The organism is Mycobacterium sp. 050134, assembly GCF_036409085.1.
Classification (GTDB): domain Bacteria; phylum Actinomycetota; class Actinomycetes; order Mycobacteriales; family Mycobacteriaceae; genus Mycobacterium.
The window spans coordinates 135,195-158,056 of sequence record NZ_JAZGLV010000014.1; the positions used below are offsets into that span (position 1 = coordinate 135,195).

Annotated in this window: 24 protein-coding genes and 2 pseudogenes; 11 read left to right on the top strand and 15 right to left on the bottom strand. The window is 65.0% G+C overall.

The window, feature by feature from the left end:
* Window positions 1-3 precede the first annotated feature (3 nt).
* Together SKC42_RS18100 and SKC42_RS18105 are read left to right on the top strand one after the other, a co-directional pair.
* Window positions 4-1,308 carry an MFS transporter gene (locus tag SKC42_RS18100; RefSeq protein ID WP_330965647.1) on the top strand — a complete coding sequence of 435 codons (1,305 nt, stop codon included), beginning with the start codon at window positions 4-6 and terminating at the stop codon, window positions 1,306-1,308.
* Window positions 1,305-2,567: an amidase gene (locus SKC42_RS18105; protein ID WP_330965648.1), complete on the top strand. Its 1,263-nt coding sequence runs from the start codon at window positions 1,305-1,307 to the stop codon at window positions 2,565-2,567. Before SKC42_RS18100 ends, SKC42_RS18105 begins: the two co-directional genes overlap by 4 nt.
* A 26-nt stretch (window positions 2,568-2,593) precedes the next feature.
* Here SKC42_RS18105 and SKC42_RS18110 read toward each other — a convergent pair whose 3' ends face one another.
* The 3 genes from SKC42_RS18110 to SKC42_RS18120 all read right to left on the bottom strand — a co-directional run bounded on the left by SKC42_RS18110 (window position 2,594) and on the right by SKC42_RS18120 (window position 4,431).
* A complete protein-coding gene (locus SKC42_RS18110; protein ID WP_330965649.1) occupies window positions 2,594-2,830 on the bottom strand; it encodes a hypothetical protein in 237 nt (78 codons plus the stop codon).
* A gap of 106 nt (window positions 2,831-2,936) precedes the next feature.
* Window positions 2,937-3,599: an NAD(P)-dependent oxidoreductase gene (locus tag SKC42_RS18115; RefSeq protein ID WP_330965650.1), complete on the bottom strand. Its 663-nt coding sequence runs from the start codon at window positions 3,597-3,599 to the stop codon at window positions 2,937-2,939.
* Window positions 3,600-3,720: 121 nt separating this feature from the next.
* On the bottom strand, window positions 3,721-4,431 hold the full coding sequence (locus SKC42_RS18120; RefSeq protein WP_330965651.1) for a DsbA family oxidoreductase: 711 nt from the start codon (window positions 4,429-4,431) through the stop codon (window positions 3,721-3,723).
* A 131-nt stretch (window positions 4,432-4,562) separates the two neighbouring features.
* Here SKC42_RS18120 and SKC42_RS18125 point away from each other — a divergent pair, with 131 nt between their 5' ends.
* The gene (locus SKC42_RS18125) at window positions 4,563-4,949 is read left to right on the top strand and encodes a winged helix-turn-helix transcriptional regulator (protein ID WP_442932186.1); all 387 of its coding nucleotides are present in this window, start codon (window positions 4,563-4,565) and stop codon (window positions 4,947-4,949) included.
* Window positions 4,950-5,518: 569 nt separating this feature from the next.
* On the opposite strand, the pseudogene SKC42_RS27795 reads toward SKC42_RS18125, so the two are convergent.
* Window positions 5,519-5,620: pseudogene (locus SKC42_RS27795) on the bottom strand (hypothetical protein); the annotation flags it as partial.
* Between SKC42_RS27795 and SKC42_RS18130 the strand changes: the two are divergent.
* From SKC42_RS18130 to SKC42_RS18150, 5 genes and pseudogenes are all read left to right on the top strand, one after another.
* Window positions 5,610-5,753: pseudogene (locus SKC42_RS18130) on the top strand (PaaI family thioesterase); the annotation flags it as partial. The pseudogenes SKC42_RS27795 and SKC42_RS18130 overlap by 11 nt on opposite strands.
* 219 nt (window positions 5,754-5,972) lie before the next feature.
* Window positions 5,973-6,425 carry a pyridoxamine 5'-phosphate oxidase family protein gene (locus SKC42_RS18135; protein WP_330965653.1) on the top strand — a complete coding sequence of 151 codons (453 nt, stop codon included), beginning with the start codon at window positions 5,973-5,975 and terminating at the stop codon, window positions 6,423-6,425.
* Window positions 6,426-6,436: 11 nt separating this feature from the next.
* The gene (locus SKC42_RS18140) at window positions 6,437-6,955 is read left to right on the top strand and encodes a winged helix-turn-helix transcriptional regulator (RefSeq protein ID WP_330965654.1); all 519 of its coding nucleotides are present in this window, start codon (window positions 6,437-6,439) and stop codon (window positions 6,953-6,955) included.
* Window positions 6,952-7,977: a zinc-binding dehydrogenase gene (locus tag SKC42_RS18145; RefSeq protein WP_330965655.1), complete on the top strand. Its 1,026-nt coding sequence runs from the start codon at window positions 6,952-6,954 to the stop codon at window positions 7,975-7,977. The genes SKC42_RS18140 and SKC42_RS18145 overlap by 4 nt, the downstream gene beginning before the upstream one ends.
* A 267-nt stretch (window positions 7,978-8,244) precedes the next feature.
* Entirely contained in the window at window positions 8,245-9,123 is an 879-nt protein-coding gene (locus SKC42_RS18150; RefSeq protein WP_330965656.1) for an SDR family oxidoreductase, read from the top strand.
* A 401-nt stretch (window positions 9,124-9,524) separates the two neighbouring features.
* On the opposite strand, the gene SKC42_RS18155 is transcribed toward SKC42_RS18150, so the two are convergent.
* Entirely contained in the window at window positions 9,525-10,736 is a 1,212-nt protein-coding gene (locus tag SKC42_RS18155) for an acyl-CoA dehydrogenase family protein (protein ID WP_330965657.1), read from the bottom strand.
* 73 nt (window positions 10,737-10,809) lie between these two features.
* Entirely contained in the window at window positions 10,810-11,226 is a 417-nt protein-coding gene (locus SKC42_RS18160) for a nuclear transport factor 2 family protein (RefSeq protein ID WP_330965658.1), read from the bottom strand.
* Between the two features lie 120 nt (window positions 11,227-11,346).
* Between SKC42_RS18160 and SKC42_RS18165 the strand changes: the two genes are divergently transcribed.
* Entirely contained in the window at window positions 11,347-11,907 is a 561-nt protein-coding gene (locus SKC42_RS18165; RefSeq protein ID WP_330965659.1) for a PadR family transcriptional regulator, read from the top strand.
* 291 nt (window positions 11,908-12,198) lie between these two features.
* Here SKC42_RS18165 and dnaB read toward each other — a convergent pair whose 3' ends face one another.
* The 9 genes from dnaB to SKC42_RS18210 all read right to left on the bottom strand — a co-directional run bounded on the left by dnaB (window position 12,199) and on the right by SKC42_RS18210 (window position 21,159).
* Entirely contained in the window at window positions 12,199-13,575 is a 1,377-nt protein-coding gene (gene dnaB / locus SKC42_RS18170) for a replicative DNA helicase (protein WP_330965660.1), read from the bottom strand.
* 533 nt (window positions 13,576-14,108) lie between these two features.
* Window positions 14,109-14,567, bottom strand: a complete 459-nt coding sequence (gene rplI, locus SKC42_RS18175; RefSeq protein ID WP_330965661.1) for a 50S ribosomal protein L9 — start codon at window positions 14,565-14,567, stop codon at window positions 14,109-14,111.
* A gap of 24 nt (window positions 14,568-14,591) precedes the next feature.
* Entirely contained in the window at window positions 14,592-14,849 is a 258-nt protein-coding gene (rpsR, locus tag SKC42_RS18180) for a 30S ribosomal protein S18 (protein ID WP_085256564.1), read from the bottom strand.
* A gap of 44 nt (window positions 14,850-14,893) precedes the next feature.
* Complete coding sequence (locus SKC42_RS18185; RefSeq protein ID WP_330965662.1) at window positions 14,894-15,412, bottom strand: single-stranded DNA-binding protein; 519 nt, start codon at window positions 15,410-15,412, stop codon at window positions 14,894-14,896.
* A gap of 71 nt (window positions 15,413-15,483) precedes the next feature.
* Window positions 15,484-15,774 (bottom strand): 30S ribosomal protein S6, encoded by a 291-nt coding sequence (gene rpsF / locus SKC42_RS18190; protein WP_068070741.1) that lies wholly within the window; start codon window positions 15,772-15,774, stop codon window positions 15,484-15,486.
* 112 nt (window positions 15,775-15,886) lie between these two features.
* Window positions 15,887-16,528: a DJ-1/PfpI family protein gene (locus SKC42_RS18195; RefSeq protein ID WP_330965663.1), complete on the bottom strand. Its 642-nt coding sequence runs from the start codon at window positions 16,526-16,528 to the stop codon at window positions 15,887-15,889.
* Window positions 16,525-18,195, bottom strand: a complete 1,671-nt coding sequence (locus SKC42_RS18200) for a glycosyltransferase family 87 protein (protein ID WP_330965664.1) — start codon at window positions 18,193-18,195, stop codon at window positions 16,525-16,527. Before SKC42_RS18200 ends, SKC42_RS18195 begins: the two co-directional genes overlap by 4 nt.
* Window positions 18,192-20,744: a transglycosylase domain-containing protein gene (locus SKC42_RS18205; protein ID WP_442932183.1), complete on the bottom strand. Its 2,553-nt coding sequence runs from the start codon at window positions 20,742-20,744 to the stop codon at window positions 18,192-18,194. The genes SKC42_RS18200 and SKC42_RS18205 overlap by 4 nt, the downstream gene beginning before the upstream one ends.
* Window positions 20,737-21,159 (bottom strand): DUF5318 domain-containing protein, encoded by a 423-nt coding sequence (locus tag SKC42_RS18210; protein WP_330965665.1) that lies wholly within the window; start codon window positions 21,157-21,159, stop codon window positions 20,737-20,739. Before SKC42_RS18210 ends, SKC42_RS18205 begins: the two co-directional genes overlap by 8 nt.
* Before the next feature lie 108 nt (window positions 21,160-21,267).
* On the opposite strand from SKC42_RS18210, the gene SKC42_RS18215 reads away from it, so the two are divergent.
* Window positions 21,268-22,167, top strand: a complete 900-nt coding sequence (locus SKC42_RS18215; protein WP_330965666.1) for a DUF1707 SHOCT-like domain-containing protein — start codon at window positions 21,268-21,270, stop codon at window positions 22,165-22,167.
* Between the two features lie 135 nt (window positions 22,168-22,302).
* Window positions 22,303-22,839 (top strand): PadR family transcriptional regulator, encoded by a 537-nt coding sequence (locus SKC42_RS18220; protein WP_330965667.1) that lies wholly within the window; start codon window positions 22,303-22,305, stop codon window positions 22,837-22,839.
* Window positions 22,840-22,862 lie beyond the last annotated feature (23 nt).

The following is a 22,862-nucleotide window of genomic DNA, read 5'->3' on the forward strand; positions in this document are numbered from 1 at the left end:
TGCATGTTCCATGGCACGTTCGACGAATTCCGGCTTGAATCCTTCAACTTCTCGAGTAGGTGGATAACGTTGACACGATCACGATGGACCATCATCGCTGTTCTATTCGCGACATGGCTGATTTCCTATTTCGACAGGTCGCTGATCGCGACCGCTCTTCCGTTCATCGGCCGCGACTTCGGCCTGTCTCCGGCACTCAAAGGCTTTGTCAGCAGCGCCTTCTTCATCGGGTACGCGGCGGTGCAGATTCCCGGCGGCGTTCTCGCCGACAGGGTTGGACCCCGCCGGGTCGCATTCGGAGCCGTCCTCGGTTGGTCGATATTCTGTGCCCTCACTGGCGCGGCCGGCAGCATTCTGACGCTGATCACGGTGAGGATACTGTTCGGTTTGACCGAGGGTGCATTTTCTCCCGCGTCGTGGAAAGTCCTTTCCATGACGGTGGATGAAACGAACCGAGCCCGGGCTAACGCCTTGATGCTCACATCGAATCTCTTCGGACCGGCCCTGGCACCGATCGTCTTGGCGCCGTTCATTGCATCAATCGGGTGGCGCCCCGCATTCTGGTGTCTCGCTGTACCGGGCATCTTCGCTGCCTTCATCTGTATGAAGTACCTTCCGGCTACGACGAAACGATCCGAGACCAACGACGGCGCGCAGAACGAAACATCCGCAACCGCAGCCGCGCCGATCTCAATGCGGAAAGCCCTGATGAATCCGGTGATCGGTAAGCTGTTCCTCATCTGGGGAACCTGGGACATCACTTGGTGGGGATTCATCTCCTGGGTGCCGTCGTACCTGTATTCCGGGCGCGCCTTCTCCCTGGAAAAGACCGGCCTGTTGGCCTCTCTCCCGTTTGCCGTTGGCATCCTTGGAATGCTCGGCGCAGGCTACGCCGCTGACCGAATCGCGAAACGTCGCACCGTCATCATGATCTGCCTGATCGGCAACGCCACCTTCCTGACCTTGTTGGCTTTCGCGAAAAGCCCGGGCGCCGCGATCGCATGCCTGATCGGCGTTGGGTTCTTCCTACCCGCGATGTACGGGCCGTTCTGGTCACTCCCCATGCAACTCGTCCCGAGTTCACTCATGGGCGCGGGCGCGGGACTCATCAACTTTGCGGGACAGCTGGCGGGTTTCATTTCGCCCATCGTCATTGGTTGGACGATCGCGGTCACCGGGACGTATACCGCCGGATTCCTGTTCCTCGCGGCAGCGGCCGTAATCTGTTTCCTGATTACCGCAAGCCTGCGTGAACCGAATAAGGAAGTTCCGCAACCCGCCACCACAGTGAGTAGCGCATCACGATGAGCTCCACCAGCATCCGGACGTCGGTTTCGGCGTCGCTAGCACAGATTCGCGAGTCGGACGAACACATCCAGGCATTCGAAGAGGTCTTCGCCGACGATGCTCGTGCACGAGCCGAGCTTCTCGACGAGACGGCTTCGGGAGCGGGTGACGAACCGCTGCGGGGCATGACGGTCGGGGTCAAGGACATCTTCGTCCTGAGCGGGCGCGCCCCGGGCAACGGGAATCGTGCGGTTTTCGACATGCTCCCGCGCGACGCGCCAGAGGATGACGCCGCACTCATACGGTTATTGCGCGACGCCGGCGCGGTCATCACCGGGATGACGAGGTCGACCGAGCTCTGTTGGTATGAACCAACTCTGACTCGAAACCCGCATGATCTGAACTGCACACCCGGAGGATCGTCGAGCGGCTCCGCGGCCGCCGTCGCGGCCAACATGGTGTCCGCGGCGATCGGGAGCCAGACGAATGGCTCGATAGTCAGACCCGCCAGTTACTGCGGATTATTCGCATACAAAGCAGGCTATGACCGCGTCGACGTCACCGGGATGACGCGCATTAGCGACTCATTCGATCACACCGGGTTCTTCGCCCGCGATGCGATGAGCCTGATAAAGCTGGCAGAAGTTGCGGGACACTTCCGAGTAGCCGGTGATATTTCCGGATCTACCCTCGGCGTCGTCGACATGCGTGATTTGGTCGGCGTTGACGACGATGTTCTGGAAGCGTTCAAGACGTACGTCCGACAGCTCCGGGAAGCCGGTCACTCGGTCGAGACCGTACGAATTCCAGAACTGTTGGCATCCAAGACGTTCGATGCGTACTACGGCGTATTGGCCCCGGAAATCTATCAATTACATCGGCGCCTGTTGGCACCTCATCTAGTCGACAAGCTGGGACCCGAAACCGTTGAGATTCTCCAGCGGGGACGCGATACCACCGCGACCCAGCAACGCGAAGCCGAGAAGGCGGTAGCAGAGTTCCGAGCGCGAGTGGACAGCCTTTTCGATCGGGTCGACGCGCTGATACTCCCCGCGGCAACATCCTCCGCACCGAAGACGCTGACAAATACCGGATCGCCGGCGCTGTCGACGCTTTCGAGTATGGCGGGCGTTCCGATCGGGGTCGTACCTACGGGACTCGGCCGATCCGGCCTCCCGGTGGGCATGCAGATCTGGAGCCGGTTGGGAGCCGACGAGACCGCCCTGGCGCTGCTTGCGGCGTTGCCGTCCGAGTATGTCCCCCCGCATCCGCTTGCGTGAGGACCGTCCCACCCGTAACCGGGCCGTCAGAGGCACGATCCTGGGTGTTCGGCGTTGCCGATGATCTCGAAGAGCATCCGGCGGAGGAGCTGAACATGGGCTTTGTCGAACCCGCTGGGGGTGGCGACTTCGACGTCGGTCCACGCGCTGGCGACGTTCTCCCGGAGAGTGCGTCCACGCCAGGTGATCTCTGGTATTCGCGCGCGGGGATCGCTGCGACGCACGACCAGGCCCCTGACCTCTAGTCGGTCAAGCTGAGTCATGCGCGGAGTTTTGTCCAAGCCCGAGGGCCTTGCCCAACTCGGTCTGAGTGAGATTCGACGTCATGTCGAACGGTATGACGTCATCTCGAACGGTGTTGGGACGCGGTCAGGCTTTGGTGTTCCATACCAAGGGCGTCTGCCGGATCCAGGTGCCTTGTTCAACGGCATCGAGGAGGAACCCTGCAAAGTCGGCACGGTTGACCCGGCGCCCCGGCTTAGCGGTGCCGGGCTCAGCCGCCTGCAGTGGACCTGCGGCCGGTTTATCGCTCAGCGCGACAGCACGGGCGAGCGTCCAATCCGCGTCGGAGGCATGGATGAGGTGGTCGAGAGCGTCGTGGTCGGCGAAGCCGATCTTGAGATTGGACAGCTTGATCACAGCCTTGATTACCGGGTTGAGCCGGTTCCAGTCGTCTCCGGCCCCCTGGGTGGACGCCAGCACGATCCGGCGGATGCCTTGCTCGCCCATCACTGTCAGCGTGTCGCGGGCGGCATCGGTCATGAACAACGGCGGACTGATGGGTTTGGCCCACGGGCTGTCGGACGTTCGGGCGTTGTTGAGGACGCTGATCACGGCCTCGGTGCCCTGGGCGGCCTTGCGCAGGTCGTCGATGTTCGTGGGCGTGCCCTCGACGAGCTCGACACCGGGCGGGACCTGGACGGCGTCGGGGTTGCGCACCAGTGCGCGGACGCGGTGGCCGCGGCTAACGGCGCCGTTGAGTACGTGGATTCCGGTTCGGCCGCTCCCACCGAGAACGAGCAGGTTGGTCATGGGATCACCTCGTCGGGCGCATCAGGCAGCACCTGGCGGCCCAGGGCGATAGAGGAAGCAGGTACGACATGGCGGGCTCCTTTTGAAACTGCGGTTGTATGGCTTCGCGTGCGGCGGTGGTTCATGGACGAGGCGAGACGGCGCAGTCGTCAGGACCGCAGGTTGGCGCGTCGCCGCTGGGGACTACCGCGGTGACCGGGTGGGCCTCGTTCCACGCCGTCCGTAGTAGCCCGAGTAGGGCGTCGCTGCTCTGTGCACCCGGTACGGTGTAGCGGCCGTCGATGAGGATGAACGGGACGCCGGCGGCTCCCAGGGACTGGGCGCCGCGGGCATCGTCTTGGACTTGCTGGCGGTAGCGGCGTTCGGTGAGCACTTCACGGGTCTGCTCACGCTCCAGACCAAGCTTGTCGGAGAATCCGAGCAGGTCATCGAGGGCAAAAATCGGCTCGGCCGTACCGAAGTAGGCCCGGAAGAGCGTGTCCCAGCCTTCGCGGTTCTTGCCCAACGCAGAGGCGTGGGCCAGGAACTCGTGGGCAAGGTCGGTGTTGCCGACCCGGTTGCCCAGAACCCGGTAGGGAGCCAGGCCCTCAGCTGCGGCCATGCCCTCGATGTCCAGCGCACCGGTTTGCTCGGGGATAGCACCGTACTTGGCCATAAACGCCTCGCGGACACTGAGCGTGCGGTCCTCGGGGAAGCCACTGCTCAGCGGGAATGAGCGGTGAACCACCTTGACCTGGTCGCTGTGCTCGAACCGTTCCACTGCCCGGTCGAGCCGGTGGCTCCCTAGGCCGCACCACGGGCAGATGATCTCGGACCAAACTTCGACCTTCATGCCGCCTGACCCCAATTCATATGATTTGTGCGTAACGCCATGATGCGGCAGAATCACGAGCGATACAAAAGGCACATCGGTGTGTGTAACGGAGAGGAATGGCTGCTATGCAGAACGGTGCCGCAACAGCAATGGCGGCTGCAGCGGGCCCTTGCGCGAGAATCCCGGCCGACCACATGGCATTCATCCGTCAGGTACTCGACCGAGTCGGCGACAAGTGGAGCATGTTAATCATCGCCGTCCTGCGGGACGGCGCGCTGCGCTACACCGATCTACAACGCCAAATCCCTGGCATCTCCCAGCGCATGCTCACACACACCTTGCGCCAACTCCTGCAAGACGGTCTGATCACCCGGACCGCCTACGCCGAAGTCCCACCACGCGTGGAGTACACCCTTGCCCCGCTCGGCCAGGGCCTCAACGACATCGTCAAGCAGCTGATCGGCTGGGCCGCCGATCACCACGACGAGATTCGCGGCAACCGCTCCCGCGCTGAGACCGCCACGTCTCAATCTTGAAAACACTGATATCGAAATACCGGTGCCGTGACCGCGGGCTCGACCAGAAACCCATCCGGCTGCTAGTCATGTCGCTTCTCAAGTTTCGTGTCCATATCCAGCGCTCAAGCTGCGCCTTTCGCGACGTTCTCACTTGATGTCCACCTCGCGAATTCTCACCTTCGTGTCCACTGCGACGACCGCGCGCAGGGCTGCCGGGGCGCCAGTCTTGGTGGTCAACGGGGATAGGCTTCATTTCGTCACCGTGATGCACGGCGCCAAGCCGAGTGTGGTCACCCGAGGGCGTCGATGGATTGCGTTGCCTCGAAGGCTATTTCGGTCGCTAACAGGACGGGGTTCATATGCCGGGGCTTTCGGCATGATCAGAATCCCAACGATCATTAAGCAGGTCGGTTATCGTGATCGACCCTCGATGTTTGCCGCGATACCACCCCGATAGATCAAGAGTCGCCATAACGCTTCCCCCACAACGCAGTGGTCGGTTCTCATGCTCCCACCGTTGTTCAGCGAGATCACGAGTGGGCGAAAAACGGGGATTATCTCGTTAACGGTGTTTCCGGCGGTTTTTATTAGTAGGTTTCGGCTGCCGGGAAGCGGTCGGCGAAGGTGATCGCGAACGCATTCAGGGCAGGTTTCCACCGGATTGTCCATCGTGCCCTGCCAACCCCGCTACGAACGCCCCTCCGTGTCGAGGCCTGGGTAGACCGCGTCGAAGGGGTCAAGACCTTTGCCGCTGGACAGCTCAGCGATAGCGATGGCGTAACGGTTTCAGCGGAAGGGGTTTTCATTCACCCGCGGGAGTGAGTAGAACCGGCATCAATTTTGAAAGACGTTGCGCTCGGGGCGCACTCGCGCGGAATCCAACAACGCCGTCAACAGATTGGCCGGCAGATGAGATGCAGTGGTCTCGACCATAAGTCGTAATTGCAGTGTGCAAGTACTTGCAGTAGGCTAGTGGACGGCGGCGCGACTGCGCAAGACCCAAAGGGGTCATCGATGCCTTCCCGTCGCAACCAAATCCTTATGACAGACGGGGAAGTCGACACATACTTGACCACCCATCAGACGCTCACCTGCGCCACCCTGAGCCGTGCGGGACGCCCCCGCCTGCTCCCGCTGTGGTACGTGCCCCACACTCCGACGCGTCTTGACTGCTGGGCCTTCGCCGCATCCCAAAAGGTCCGCAATCTGCAGTCGGTGCCACAGGCCACGGTGCAAGTCGAGTCCGGCCTCAGCTACGCGGAACTGCGGGGCGTCAGCATGGAATGCGACGTCGAAATCATCGACGACATCGAGCGGTTGGCGGCCATCGGATTGGCGTTGACAGTGCGCTACGCCAAAGGTCGCACCGCCGAATCCGCGCCGGACGGCGTACGGGAATTCGTGGCCAAGCAAGCCGCAAAGCGCGTCGGCCGGCGATTTCAGCCCACCCGCATCATCAGTTGGGGTCACGGCAAACTCGGCGGTGTCTACTAACCTTGCCCACCATGCCCGAACACCGTCCCCCCTCCGACGACAATCCCGGAGCCGCCGCGATCGCCCTGCTCGGCGAACGCTGGAACTATCTGATCGCACGCGAGATCTTCTTCGGTACTAGGCGTTTCGGACAACTTCAGCGCGCACTCGGTATCGCACCCAACATCCTCACCGCACGACTCACTGCGCTCGCCGACGCCGGCATCATCGTCAAGCAGCGCTATCGCGTCGAGCCAGACTGGTACGAGTACCACCTCGCCGAACACGCGCGCGAGGTCGTTCCCGCGATGTTGGCACTAGCCCAATGGGCCGAAGAACATCTCGACGACCAACCCACCATCCGCGCACTGCGTCACACCGTCTGCGGAGAACTCACCACACCAGTAGTGACCTGCAACTGCTGCGGTGAACCACTGCACGCCCGCGACCTTCAACCCGAAGTGACCGAGCGCAAACCAAGAACGAAGCGTGCCACGTCCTCAGCCGCGCGGGACGCCACAACCACAAGCAAGAAACACGACGCCACATGACCCGATCAACACACAAGCAGATCACCGTTCGGCGCACCGGTGGACCGGACGTCCTCACAATCGAAGAAGTGCCGACCCCCGCACCTATCGGTGATCAGGTCCGCGTGCGCGTGCACGCAGCGGGGGTCGCATTCGGCGACGTCCTTCTACGGGAGGGCATTCGCCGCGATCCCCGACCGCCGATGGTGCCCGGATACGACGTGGCCGGGATCATCGACGCCGTCGGCCCCGACGCCCCCACCGACCTCCTGGGCCAGCATGTCGCCGCCTGGACCGGCGGTGCCGGCGGCTACAGCGAAATGATCACCGTCCCGACGTGGTCGGCAGTCCCACACGCATCTGATCTCGATCCCGCCAAAGTTGTTGCTGTGGTGCTCAATTACACGACCGCCTGGCAGATGCTGCACCGTGTGGCACGCTGTCGGGCCGGTGACCGCGTGCTCGTCCACGGCGGTGCGGGCGGAGTCGGTACCGCGATGCTTCAACTGCTTCGCGGCACCGGCATCGAGGTATACGCCACCGCCTCCAGACCCAAGCACGACATCGTGACATCCCTGGACGCCCATCCGATTGACTACAGAACAGAGGACTTCGTTTCCATCGTCAAGGCCGCCGGCGGCGCCAACGCCGCCTTCGACCCCGTCGGCGGCGACAGTTGGCGCCGGTCACTGCGCGCACTCACCGGCGCAGGAATACTCGTCGGCTACGGCTTCTCCGCCGCCACTGTCAACGGGCGACGCCGACTGTCGAAAGCCGTCCCCGCCGCACTACGCCAACCAATCGTCACCGCCATGACCCTCATGCAGCAGACACGCACAATCGCCGGATACCGCGTCGAAAGACTCGCCGAGCAGCGCCCGGACTGGTTCAACGCCGACCTCAACCACCTCCTCGACCTACTCACCAAAGGTGTAATCGACCCGCTCATCGCGGGCCAGTACCGCCTGGACCAAGCCGCCGACGCCCACCGCCGACTCGGATCAGCAGACCTCACAGGCAAACTCGTCCTACGCATGGATTGATCGCACCGCTGCTCCTCGCAGCGTCGGCCGACAACGATCGGTGGGCCTTTCCGGTTTCCGTGCCGATGGGTCGCGGCAGCGCGCAGGCGAACCGCCGTGCCGCGACGCGGTAGACAGGGTCGGTCGCAGATGCACAACCACTGCACCGCGTGTTCACTCGAATTTATTAATAGTCGCTTTGTTGACTATACGGTCCGCGATAGTTACGGTGGCCGAGATCGCCCGCCCCGCCGGTGTGGGGCATGACTTCGCAGGAGGTGAGTCGGCGTGCCCGACGTTCTATCCGGTCGTACAGCCTTCATTAGCGGCGGTAGCCGGGGCATCGGGCTGGAGATCGCCCGCAAGCTCGTCGCCGCCGGCGCCAACATCGTGTTGGTGGCCAAGACCGACGTCCCGAATCCGAAGCTGCCAGGCACCATCCATGACGCCGCCGAGGAGTTGCGTGCCCTCGGCGGGCGTGTTCTGCCGATCGTGGGTGATATCCGCGACGAAGACAGGGTTCGTGTCGCGGTTGAGCGCGCGGTGGACACCTTCGGCGGTATCGATTTATGCATCAATAACGCCAGCGCGCTCAACCTCGCCGACATCGCCGCTCTCGACATCAAACGCTTCGATTTGATCCAGTCGGTCAACGTGCGCGGCACCTTTGTCGTCACCCAGGCGTGCCTGCCACACCTGCGGGCCTCCGACCATGCGCGCGTGCTGACCCTGTCTCCGCCGATCAACCTCGATCCGGTCTGGTTCGGGCCCTCGGCCTACACGGTGTCCAAATACGGCATGTCGATCGTCACCCTCGGCGTCGCGCAAACGGAGCGCCACCACGGCATCACTGCAAACTGCCTATGGCCCCTGACCGCGATCGCCACTGCCGCAGTCCAAAACCTGCTCGGCGGAAACGACGGCGTCGCGCAATCCCGTACACCGGCGATCGTCGCCGACGCCGCGTTGATCATGCTGCGCCGCGGCGCGGACTACACCGGCAACACCGCCATCGTCGAAGACATCCTCGCCGAAGAAGGCATCGTCGACCTCACGCCCTACAGCCACGTCCAAGGTCAGACCAGCTTCGCGCCAGACTTCTTCATCGACCCGCAGCGCCTCGGTTCCACCTCGGATGCGCTGGGCCATCTCGACGCCCTGGCCTAGGGTTCCGGGCCCACAACCCCAACACTGCTGCACCGCAAAACGGTTGGCGCAACCCGCGATCGCTGAGGAGATGGCGGCGGCGGCCTTGGCCACGACCTCGGGCGCGTGGGCGGGTGGGCAGCTGTTATGGCCACCAAAGCCAGGGCCGAGCCGCCGAGCCAGCGGCACGACCAGGAACAGCCGGGCGATCGCCATGTCGAAGATGAGTCCGATCCAAATGGTCGTTCTGGCCCGATGTTGACCACGTCGATGGGGAGCATCGCGGCGTGCACATTCGGCGGATAACTGATCGGAGGCGACTTCTCTCGAATCCGGTTGACACCAAACGCCACGATCGCGATGACAAGCAGCGCCACAGAAGGCGTCCACAACACCCCAAGGATTCGGCCGTTAACTAACGCTCAGCGGATTCTGGTGCCGGAGATAGCGCGGGAGATGACCAGCCGCTGGATTTCGGAAGTCCCTTCGAAAATCGTGTAGATCTTGGCGTCCCGGTACCAACGCTCCACGGGATGCTCACGGCTATAGCCGGCACCGCCGAGAATTTGCACCGCCCGTTCGGTGACCCACACCGCGACCTCGCTGGCCTTGAGCTTCGACATCGACCCCTCGCCAGCTTCAAAGGTCTTGCCATTGGCGGCCATCCACGCCGCCCGCCACACCAACAGCCGGGCGGCATCGATCTCGGTGCGCATGTCAGCCAGGGCGAACGCGATGGCCTGGTTGTCGATGATCGGCCGGCCAAAGGCGCGGCGGACTTTGGCGTAGTCCAGGGCGTATTCGTAGGCGGCCCGGGCGATGCCCAGGGCTTGGGCGCCCACGATCGGGCGGGTGTACTCGAAGGTGGCCATCGCGTTCTGGGTGCCGGTGCGGGTGCCTTCCCGGGCGCGGGCCAGGCGTTCGTCGAGGCGATCCTTGCCGCCCAGCAGGCAGCGGCCGGGCACCCGCACGTCATCGAGGAACACATCTGCAGTGTGGGAGGCGCGCAGACCCAGCTTGGCGATCTTGCGGTTGCCCACCAATCCCGGTGTTCCCTCCGGAATGACGAACGTCGCCTGCCCGCGGGATTTGAGGTCGGGATCGACCGAGGCGACCACGACGTGCACCGCGGCGGTACCTCCGTTGGTGATCCAGGCTTTCTGCCCGTTGAGCACCCATTCGTCGGCGGCTTCGTCGTAGCGGGCCCGGGTGCGCAGATTGGACACATCAGAGCCGGCGTCGGGTTCGGATACGCAGAACGCACCCAACTTGGGATTGCTCGCGTCACCGACGCATTGAGGACCCCATTCGGCGAACTGTTCGGGGGTACCGGCAGACAACAACCCACCCAGGGCGAGGTTGGTTCCGAAGATCACCATCGCCGCCCCGGCGTCCCCCCAGAACAGTTCCTCAGCGACCAGGCACATCAGCAACCCGCTCGGGTCGACGAAAAACTGGTTGAGCGCTTCCCAGCTGTACAGGCCGACCTGGGCGGCCTCGTGGACGATGGGCCAGGGCAGTTCTTCGCGTCCGTCCCATTCCGCGGCGGCCGGGCGGAGCACGTCGGCGGCAAAGCCGTGCACCCACTTCTGCACGTCGAGCTGTTCTTCGGTCAAGTCCAATACGAAGGCCATGTGGTGTTCCTAATCTGCGAGGGCGTGTCGGTCTAGTGCGGTCGGCTATGCCGACCACGGTCGGGCCGGTCGCTCAGTTGTCGGCGGTCAGGAAGGCTGTCTCGGCGGCAGCTTCGCGTTGAATGCGGTCGAACTGGGCGGCCATGGCTGCCGAGACAGCATTGGCCGCGGACAGCGGCCGCACCATCACCGTGAAGTCGTCGATGAAGCCGTCATCGTTGACGTGCAGGAAGTCGCATCCGGTGATCTGCTTGCCGCCGATGACAGCCTGAAACACCAGCGCCGAATCGCGGCCGCCGGTATCGGTGATCTCCCGTACGTAGTGAAAATCCTCGAATACCCGCATCACCGCGCGCAAGATCGCCGCGGTGATCGGCTTACCCCGATACGGGGCGAATGCCACCGGACTGGTGAACACCACATCGTCGGCAAGCAGATCGGCAATGGCCTGCTCGTCGCGAGCCTCCACGGCCTGACGGAACCGCTGCATGCGGCATACCCCCTTGTAGTCATCAAATTGAGTATTCGCCCCTGACAATAACGGCCGTTAGGTCGATATGTCCAGAATCAAATAATCTACTTGTTGACTATCGATTGCTAGGATGACTGGATGGCTCTTCGTGATGCGGTGTTGGCCTCGCTCCTAGAGGGCGAGGCATCCGGCTATGACTTGGCCAAACGGTTCAACCGATCGGTGGCCAACTTCTGGACCGCCGCCCCCCAGCAGCTCTACCGCGAACTGGAGCGCATGGACGCCGAGGGGCTCATCGAAGCCCGCATCGTCGCCCAGGGTCGCCGACCCACCAAAAGGCTCTACCGCCTCACGGCGGCTGGCCGCGACGCGTTTCGCGCCTTCACCCGCGAGCAACCCACACCTATTGCGATCCGCGATGACCTGCTCGTCATGGTGCAAGGTCTTAACGCCGGCGACGTGACGACGATCCGCGATTCCGTCGCCAAGCAGATGCATTGGGCCACCGAGAAACTCGCCGTCCTGCAACGCCTGCAGGAGCGGATGCTCGGCGGTCGGTCCGAAGACGACTACCTGGCGTGCGCTGACGCCGCAGTGGGCCCCTACCTCACCCTGCTGCGGGGCATCACCTTCGAGCAAGAAAATATTCGTTGGGCCGAACGCGCCCTGGCGGTCATCGACCGCAAAACCCCGCCCTGATTAGAGGCCAGCGGCTACCAGCCGGCCGGCGGCGATCACCGACCGATGATCATCCCGATCGCAGTGACACAACGCACAACACCACCGAACACCTGCTCGCCGACATGGAAGCGCAGTACTGCAGTAGCAGTCCTCTCGGGAACAGCCACCTCGCGCAAATCGATCTCCGGCCCTCCTGTCCTAACCGAACAAGACCTTTCCCACTTTCATGTCGCAAGCGACATTTCGGCGCGCCATTTCAATTGGGAAAACGACACGGGATCTGGGATCCCTACAACTCACCTTCGACTGCTAACGCGCCATGTTGGTGAACCGCGACAGATGCAGCTGGTGCGCCACGGTGACGGTCTTAGTCGGGCCGTTACGGTGTTTGGCGAGAATGAAATCCGCCTCCCCGCCACGCGGATCGTCCCGCTCGAAGGCATCCGGCCGGTTCAGCAGAATGACCATGTCGGCATCCTGTTCCAGCGACCCCGACTCACGCAGATCGGACAACATCGGCTTCTTGTCGGTGCGTTGCTCCGGACCTCGGTTCAGCTGGCTGATCGCGACCACCGGCACCTCGAGCTCCTTGGCCAACAGCTTCAGGTGCCTGGAGAACTCGGACACCTCCACCTGACGCGACTCGTGCTTCTTGCCCGAGGTCATCAGCTGCAGGTAGTCGACCACCACCAGCTTGAGGTTGGACTTCTGCCGCAACCGTCGAGCCTTGGCGCGGATCTCCATCATGGTGAGGTTCGGCGAGTCGTCGATATACAGTGGCGCCTCGCTGATTTCGCTCATCCGGCGCGCCAACCGCGTCCAGTCGTCATCGGTCATTCGGCCCGACCGCATGTCGGCCAGTTTGATCTTCGCCTCGGCCGACAGCAACCGCATCACAATCTCGGACTTGCTCATCTCCAGCGAGAAGATGACGCTGGCCATGCGGTGCTTGATCGAGCACGACCGCATGAAATCTAAACCTAGTGTCGATTTGCCCACGCCCGGCCGGGCCGCCACGATGATCATCTGCCCGGGGTGCAGCCCGTTGGTCACCTCGTCGAGCTCGGTGAAACCCGTTGGCACGCCGCGCGAAATGCCTCCGTTGGAGGCGATCGCGTCGATTTCGTCCATCGTCGGCTGCAGCAGGTCCTCGAGGGGGACGAAGTCCTCGGCCGTCCTGCGATCCGCGACGTCGTAGATCTCGGCCTGCGCGCGGTCGACGATCTCGGCGACGTCGGCGCCCTCGGCGCCCGCGTAGCCGTACTGCACCACGCGGGTCCCGGCCTCCACCAACCGGCGCAACAGCGCCTTCTCCGCGACGATGCCCGCGTAATAGCCCGCGTTGGCAGCGGTCGGCACCGTCGAAATCAGCGTGTGCAGATACGGGGCGCCGCCGATCCGGCGCAACATCCCACGGCGGTCCAGTTCGGCGGCCACCGTCACCGCGTCGGCCGGCTCACCACGCCCGTAAAGGTCGAGGATCGCGTCGTAGATGTTCTGGTGCGCGGGACGATAGAAGTCCCCGGGCCGCAGCCTTTCCAGAACATCGGCGATAGCGTCCTTGCTCAGCAGCATGCCGCCCAGCACCGACTGCTCCGCCGCAAGGTCCTGCGGGGGCTGCCGCCCGTAGTCCTCACTGGGCGATGACGACTCCATGCCCGGCGCCAAGTCATCGACGACCGCCACGGACCTCCTCCTCCCCTGACATACGCACCCGAACGTACATTCGACAACCGCAATTCAGAGCGTAAGTCAAGGCGCCGACACTTCCGCCCGATAGCAACCGCACGCCTTGCGTCCGGATGACGTTAAACGTTGCTGGCACCTCGTCGAAAGGGGCAGTGTTGATGAACCTGTGCATGGTGTGTGCATATCCGTCGGCACCTGTGTTGAGCGGGGTGTGGAGAACCTGTGGATCAAATCGCTGCGGTTGGATATCCCCGCAGATAGCCGCCATACAACGCGACTCTTTTGGTGTGGACAAGAATCTCTACGGCGTGTCGCCGCAGGTTACTGCGCCGGGCGTGTTGGCTTTCGGCCACATTTTCCCAGCGTTACGGCAGGGTAACGAGGTCCGCCCGCACACCTACCGGAAAGTGTTCGCTAGGGCTGCCTTTCGCGACCATCCGCCGACCGCTCACAGGGAGCGCGCACTGCGCAAACGAAATCCGGCGACGGCCAACGAAGGCCACCGCCAGATTCAAGCTAATGCGCGCGGATTAGCTGGCCGCGACGACGTCCAGAGCCACCTCGAGATTGACCTCGGGATGCAACCGCACCGACACCTGGTGGGTGCCGACGGATTTGATGTGCGCCTTGGGCAGCCGGACGATCCGCCGGTCCAGGTTAGGGCCGCCGGCCTTCTTGATGGCCGTGACGACGTCACCAGCGGTCACCGAGCCGAACAGCTTGCCCGAGTCGGCCGCGGTCTTCACCGGCAGCGACACCGGGCCGAGCGCCTCGATCTGCGCCTTAATTTCGTTGGCGTGCTCGAGGTCGCGGACCGTCTTCGTTTCCCGGGCCCGGCGAATGTCCTCGACCTGCTTCTGAGCCCCCCGGGAGGCGACGATCGCCAGGCCCCGCGGGAGCAGGAAGTTACGGCCATAGCCGTCCTTGACCTCCACCGCGTCACCGGCGGTGCCGAGGTGGTCGACGTCAGCCGTCAATATCAGCTTCATGATTGCGTACTTTCGGTTGGGCGGTTATCGCGCCGAGGACGTGAACGGCAGCAGGGCAACCTCGCGGGCGTTCTTCACCGCGGTCGCGATGTCGCGTTGGTGCTGAACGCAGTTCCCGGTCACCCGGCGCGCACGGATCTTGCCGCGTTCGCTGATGTAGGTGCGCAGGAGCGTGGTGTCCTTGTAGTCGATCGACTGTCCCTTTTTCGCGCAGAACACACACTTGCGCGCCTTGACCGGCTTCTCCGGCGCCGGGCGCCGCTTGCCTGATGACTTGGCCATTTCTGTCTTTCTTTCGTTTCCTACTGGTCTTTGAAGTTCGCGGGTCAGAACGGCGGTTCGTCGTCGCCGCCGCCGAAGGAGCCCGATGCAGGCGCGCTGCCCCACGGGTCGTCACCCGATCCGCCGCTTGCCTGGGGAGCCGCCTGGCGCGATCCCCCGCCGCCGCCTCCACCAAAGCCGCCGCCGCCCCCGCCGCTGCGGCTGGCCTTGTTGACCTTGGCGGTCGCGTACCGAAGCGACGGACCGATCTCGTCGACCTCGACCTCGACGACGGTGCGCTTCTCGCCCTCGCGGGTCTCGAAGGAGCGCTGCTTGAGCCGGCCGGTGACGATCACCCGCGAGCCGCGGGTGAGGCTTTCGGCGACGTTCTCGGCCGCCTCACGCCAGATGTTGCACCGCAGGAACAGCGCCTCGCCGTCCTTCCACTCACCGCTCTGGCGGTCGTAGATGCGCGGCGTCGACGCCACCGTGAAATTGGCGACGGCAGCACCCGACGGAGTGAACCGCAGCTCAGGGTCCGCGGTCAGATTTCCGACAACGGTGATCGTGGTGTCACCAGCCACAGTTTCCTCCTCGTTCCGCCCTGGTCATGAGTGTCTCGCTGAGCGTACGCAGCGGCGCCGACGGCGGACAGTCAGTGCTTGTCGGTGCGCATCACCTTGGTGCGCAGGACCGACTCGTTGAGGCTCAGCTGGCGGTCGAGCTCGGACACCGTCGCGGGCTCGGCCTTCAGGTCGATGACGACGTAGATGCCCTCGGCGTGCTTCGCGATTTCGTAGGCCAGCCGGCGCCGGCCCCAGATGTCCACCTTGTCGACGCTGCCACCGTCTTTGCGGACGACGTTGAGGAACGTCTCCAAGGACGGGGCAACGGTGCGTTCGTCGAGCGTGGGGTCAAGAATGACCATGATTTCGTATGGACGCATGGAAACCTCACCACCTCCTCTGGTCTCAAGCGGCCACGGACTATCCGCGGCAGGAGGGTCGCCTGCGTCGGCAACCGCCCCAGGGTACCGGATGTTTTGTCCGGCCGAGAAATCACTGCCGCGCGCTCAGATAGTCCTCGGCTCGGGCCACCGTCTCGGGATCGGCCTTGGCGAGGGCGCCCGAGTCGAACGGCGGCTGGGGGTCGTATTCGATCAGCAATTGGGCGGCCTCCGCGGCCCGCCGGTCGACCAGCAGCTCCACCAGCCGCAGTGCCATGTCGATGCCGCTGGATACGCCAGCGGCGGTGATGACGCGCTGGGGTAGGTGCTCGACGACGCGGTCGGGCACATAGCGGGCGCCCAACTGGTTGAGCAGGTCGGCGGCCCGCCAATGCGTGGTCGCGGTGAGCCCGTCGAGCAAGCCCGCGGCGGCGAGCAGCAGAGCGCCGGTGCACACCGACGTGGTCAGGGTCGTGCTCGTGTGCGCCGACCGCAGCCAGTCCACAATCGTCTCGTCGTGGATCAATTGGCGGGTCCCGATGCCCCCTGGACACACCACCACATCGGGTGTGTGGACCTCGTCGAACCGCGCGTCGCACGTCAAGCCCAGCATGCCGTTTTCGGTGCGGACCTCGCCGCGTCGGTGCCCGACGAACACGACATCGATCGAGGGAACGCGCTGCAGCACCTCGTAGGGGCCCACCGCGTCGAGCGCCGTGCACCGCGGGAACAACGGGATCGCGACCAGGGTCATAACTGCGCCCCGCTCGAGGCCAACTCGGAAGCCGGCTCGGGTGCCGCGGGCGCACTGGACGTGGCCGGGCGTAACCAGGCCGGCAGCCGACTTGGGGGCGCGTCGGGGGCCCGGTCGAACGGGCCACCCGACGGATCGTCCACCCGGCCGCCCCAACGCACCACGTCGTCCTCGGGATGGTAGATCTGGCGCACCACCAGCACGCATAGCGCGACCACCGCGACATCACGCAGCAACACCGTGGTGGTGAAGAACTGCTCGGGCAGGGAACGGTTCGGATTTCCGTACAGGTAATACATCCGCGGCACCCACACCAGGGCGTCGATAGTCATCCATGCCAGAAGAACTCGACGATGCGGCAGGGCCAGCACCGCCAGCGGCACCAGCCACAGCGAGAACTGCGGGCTCCACACCTTGTTGGTCAGCAGGAAGGCCGCCACCACGAGGAACAGCAGCTGCGCCAGCCGTGGCCGTTGCGGAGCTGTAAACGCGACGTAGGTGATCGCGGCGCAACACAATACGAACGACACCAGCACCACCGTATTGAGTACCTCGGGTGGCTGCCAGAAACCCAGTTTGGGATCGAAGCCGCGCCAGCCCGTGAATGACTTGACGACGTTGAACACCGAGTCCATGTCATCGCCGCGCCGCGTGTTGAGCCGGAAAAACTCCGACCATCCCCGCGGAAAGAGCAACAGCACCGGCAGATTCACGGCCAGCCAGGTCACCGCGGCCGCCAAGGCGGTGCGCGCCAGCGCGCCGAGGCGCCGGGTCCGCATGCCGAGCACCAACATCGGGCCCAAAAACAGCAGGGGATACAGCTTGGCGGCGGCGCCCAGCCCGATCAGGGCACCGGCCAACACGGGCTTTCGCCGCGCCCACGCCAGCAGGCCGCCCATCGCGAATCCCGTTGCCAGCGCATCGAAATTGGTGAAGATCTGAAAGATCACCAGCGGCGACGCGGCCACCAGCGCGGCATCCCACACCCGCCGGCCAGCCAGTCCCGCCGTTGCCCACACCGTCCCCAGCCAGGCCAGCGCCAACCCGAACGCCGCGACGTCGAAGAAGACGACGACCTCGGCGACCACCGGCACCGGGGTCAGCTTGCTCAGCGCGGTGTAGCTCTTGGCCACCGCCATCGACACGTACTGATAGACGCCGGTCAGCACGGGATACTCCATGTAGCGCACCGCGGGCATGCCGTCGTATCGCGTCTGCGGGGCCCCGCTGCCGTCGGTCTCGATCCAGCTGGATTTGTACGGAAACTTGCCCTGGCTCAACAGCTCCGCGCCGTAGAGCGGCACCGTGTCGGAGTAGCACAGCTCGTAATAGGCGCGCTGGTTGTCCCAATTGGCCACGCGCTGATCCCCGGTCCCGGTGCCGGTGCTCTGCAGGCACGCGGCCTTGGTCGACCAGCCGAGCGCCAAGAACACCAGCGCCATCACGAACATCGCGCGCAGCGGGGTCATCAGCCGGCCGCGCCCGATCAGCGCATGCCGGCCGACCGGTCCGCCAATGACCTGCGCGAGGGCGACGCCCAGAAAATCGGTGCGGCTCGGGCAATCGCGGTTGCCGACGCTGCGCAGGTCGGGGGCCAGCGGCTGCGGCGAGATGGTGGCGCTAGGTGTCTGTGCGCCTGTGGCGCTGCTCGGTTCGGCGTCGGTCACGGCGGCGGCTGGCCCGGGGGCGGGGCTTGCGGGCCGCCCGGCGGGACGCCATTGAACGGCGGACCCCCCGGCCCGCCCGGCGGCGGGGGCCCAGCGGGAATCGTCGTCGGGGGACCCACCGGAATGGTGATGCCGGGGGCGATCTCGACCGTCGGCTGAATAACGGTCTCCGACGGCGGCGGCGGGGGTGGCGGCGCCGCCGGCACGCCCGCGTAGCCACCGATCTCGGTCGGCTTGGGGAAGGACTCGTTGGAGGTGCCCTTCAGCGCGCCGTCCATCGTCGCCTTCCAGATGTCCGAGGGCAGGCCCGAGCCGTAAACCGGTGCGCCGGAAGCGGTTACCAGCGGCTTGTCGCCCTTGACGGTGCCCACCCATACGGCCGTCGACAGCGATGGCGTGTAGCCCACCATCCAGGCGTCCTTGTCCGAGGTGGTGTCACCGAACTGCGTGGTGCCCGTCTTGGCCGCCGACGGCCGGCCACCGGCCAGGCTGTGGCCCCGCGAATAGCTCGCGATGGGCTCCATCGCCGCGGTGACGTTGTCGGCGACGGCCTTGTCGATGCGCTGCTCCCCGGCGTTGTCCTTGCTGCCCGCGTCGAACAGGACTTGCCCCTCGGAGTTGACCACCTTCTGCACGAAATGCGGCCGGTGGTAGACCCCGGAGTCGGCCAGCGTGGCGTAGGCCGACGCCATGTCAATCGGCCGGGTCTCGTACTGGCCCAGCACCACACCGTTGTTGGGTGGGCCGCCCTTGCCGTCCTCGGACAGCGTGTGCTCCACGCCGGGGAAGCTGGTGGCGACACCGGCCTGGTGCGCCGCGTCCGCGACTGCCTGCGGGCCGCCCTTGAGCTTGAGCATCAGCCGGTAGTAGGAGGTGTTCAACGACTGCTTGAGCGCCTGGGCGATGTTGCACGTCCCGCAACTCTCACCGTCGACGTTGGTGATCTTGATGCCGTCGACCGTCAGCGGCGAGCTGTCGACCTGATAGCCCAAGCCGATCCCCTGCTCGAGAGCGGCCACCAAGGCGAACACCTTGAACGACGACCCCGTCTGCAGGCCGGCTTGCGCGAAATCGAATCCGTTGGCGTCCGATCCGCCGTAGTAGGCGCGGATGTCACCGTTGTGCGGGTCGATCGAGACCACCGCCGCGCGCATGTCCGGGTCCTGCCCGTCGAGATACTTCGACACCGCCTTCTCGGCGGCCTGCTGCGCCTTCGGATCGATCGTGGTGGTGACTTGCAGGCCCTGGGTGTTCAACGTCTGCTCGTCGATGTTGAACAGCTCCATGAGTTCTTTGGTCACCTGGCGCTCGATCAGACCGTTGGGACCGCTGGTCTGGTTCTGTTCGCGCGCCACATCGGGCGGCACGGTCGCCGGAAACACCTGGGCGGCGCGATCACTCGGCGACAGCGCCTTCGTCTCCACCATGCCGTCGAGCACCCAGTTCCAGCGGTCCGCGGCGCCCTTGGGGTCGACCGCAGGATCCAGCGAGGACGGCCGCCGGATCAGGGCGGCCAGCAGCGCTCCCTCGGACACGGTGAGCTGGTCGACGGGCTTGTCGAAGTACGCCTTGGCGGCGGCCGAGATTCCGTAGGCGCCCCGGCCGAAATAGATGATGTTCAGATAGGCCTGCAGCACATCGTCTTTTGACCACTCCCCCGACATCTTGGTGGCGATGACGAGTTCCTTGGCCTTGCGCACCAGGCCCCTGACCCCGTGCTGGGCCGAACCGACAAGCGCGTTCTTCACGTACTGCTGGGTGATCGTCGAACCGCCCTGCAGGTCACCGCCGAACAGGTCGTTGCTCACCGCGCGCGCAAAGCCGGTGAAGGAGAAGCCCGGGTTGGTGTAGAAGTTGCGGTCTTCGGCGGCGATCACCGCCTGGCGAACGTGAACGGGCACCTGGCTGAGGTTCACGTCGACCCGGTTGCCTTCGGGCGGAATGATCTTCGCGATCTCGGAGCCGTCACTGGCCAGGATCGTCGACACCTGGTTGGTCCGGATGTTACCCGGCTTGGGCACGTCGACGATGAAATACGCCATCCCGAAAGTGACGAGCGGGAGCAGCACCAGCATCGCGGCGGTCAGGTAAGCCGCCCGCCGCACCCACAGCCAGTTGATCTGGTGCGTCCAACTCCAGTCGACCCCGCGACCGGCGGCCCGGTGTCCCGACTGGCCCGGCGGCCGGGGCCCCGCCGGCGGCCGGTCACCCGTGAACAACCGGTCGCGGCGGGGTGAAGCCGTCGCACGCCCGTCCAGCGCGGCCTTGACCTCCTCGATCGCGTCGCGCTGCACCGGGCCCGTCGGGGCCCCCTCCAGCGCGGCCCGGACCTCCTCGATGGGGTCGGACCGCCGCGGCGCCCGATCGTCGACGACGGGCGGCAGGACCATGGTCAACCGGTCGTCGGGGGGAACGCCCCGCCGATGGCCCCGTGTCGGCGGCACGCCACGACGGTCCGGGCCGTCGAAAGCCTCGTGCTTGCCCACCCGCTCAGTCGCTGACGTATGCGGGTCACCCGGCGACTGGTCGTGGCGGTTTTCGCTACTCAATGGCCGTACGGGCGCCGTTGCGCGCCGTTCGGGTTCGCGTGCCCTTCGGGGGGCGTATCGCGCCGAGGACATACGACTTGACCAGATGGTTCCAGCTGCAGGTCCGGCAGACCTCCACGACGTGGACGGCAAACTCATCGAAACGGGTGGCCAGCAACACCAGCTCTTCAGCGGTCCGCGCCGAGCCCGACACCGGGCCCAGGTGCTCGCCGAAGACCCACGACACCAGCGTGAGCTGCTCCTTGCGGCAGATCGGGCACATCACCTTGCTGGTCTTGCCGTGGAACTTAGCCGCGCGCAGCAGGTAGGGGTTGGCGTCACACACCTCGGACACACCGGTGCGGCCCGAGTAGACCTCGGCCAGCAGGGAACGGCGCCGAAGCGCGTAGTCCACCACCTGTCGCTGCAGTCGCACGTTGACCAGAGTACGTCGCCACCCGCGACGCTGATACGCAACCAACGGTGTCACCGGCCGCGCCGTCGTTGACTGTGCGGAACGCCGGTGGACTTCTACGATCGTCGCGTGGCGAAAGGGCTCGGGGCGAGCTGGAAAACCGCAACGACGGCGCTCACCGGTGGGGCGACGTCGTCGACCCGCGCCAAAGACAGCGATCGGCAAGAAACCTGCAAGACCCTCGACGACGCCCTCAACGACGGCGAGCTGTCCATGGCGGAGCATCAAGAGCGGGTCAGCACGGCCACCAGCGCCGTAACTCTCGGCGACCTGCGGGCCCTGGTGTCGGACCTGCAATCCGGGAGCGCCGTGCTTCAGCCGCCGCCCGTCGCGCGGTGGCGCCGGCCGGCCACGCCCAACGGTTGGGTGCTCCTGGCGATCGCGTTCGTGGTCTCCGGGCTGCTGGGCATGGGCATTGGCTGGGGCCTGTACGGCAACACCGCGTCACCGCTGGACTTCACCACCGATCCCGGCGCCAAACCCGATGGGGTGGGCCCGGTGGTGCTGACCCCACCCACCCAACTCCACTCGGTGGGTGGGCTCACCGGCCTCATGGAACAAACCCGCAAGAGATTCGGCGACACCATCGGTTACCGGCTGGTGGTCTACCCGACGTATGCCGTGCTCGACCGCCCGGATCCCTCCGACGACCGGCGCGTACTGGCCTACGACTACCGAGGCGGGTGGGGCGACCCCACCAGTTCCGCCAAGAGCTCCGCCGACGGGCCGGTGCCCGTCGACCTCGGCAGGTTCGACATCACCGCGACGGTCGGGATCATGCGCGGTGCCCCCGAAACGCTGCACATGAAGCCGTCCGACGTCAAGACCACCTATCTGGTGATCGAGCCGGCAACGCACCCGACCGCACCGGACACATTGTCGCTTTCGGTGTACGTCTCCAGTGACTACGGCGGTGGATTCATCGTCTTCGCAGGTGACGGCACGATCAAGCGCGTCAACCTGCCCTAATCTCGGGTTGAACCGCAGGCAACGCGGTGACTAATGTCGCACCAACGCGCGGTAGTGTTGTGGCGAATATATCGAAACGATACGATTGCGCGAGGCGTCGGGCCGTCGTAACAACCATGCAAAGGGGGTGAGTCGATGCTCGAGCTCGCCATCCTGGGTCTCCTCATCGAGTCGCCAATGCATGGCTACGAGCTGCGTAAGCGGCTGACCGGCCTGCTGGGGGCGTTCCGGGCGTTCTCGTACGGTTCGCTGTACCCGGCGCTGCGGCGGATGCAGGCGGATGGCCTGATCGCCGAGGACGCCGCCCCGGCCGGCACGCCGGTCCGTCGGGCCCGTCGGGTCTACCAGCTCACCGACGAGGGTCGGAGGCGCTTCACCGAGTTGGTGGCCGACACCGGCCCGCACAACTACACCGACGACGGCTTCGGGGTGCACCTGGCCTTCTTCAACCGGACTCCGGCCGAGGCGCGGATGCGGATCCTGGAAGGTCGCCGCCGACAGGTCGAGGAACGGCGTGAGGGCCTGCGCGAGGCGGTGGCGCGGGCCAGCAGTTCGTTCGACCGCTACACCCGCCAACTGCATCAGCTTGGGCTCGAGTCCAGTGAGCGCGAAGTCAAGTGGCTCAACGAGCTCATCGCCGCGGAGCGCGCCATGCCGGGCCTCTCCGAATAGGCACGAAACACCAGCACAGAACG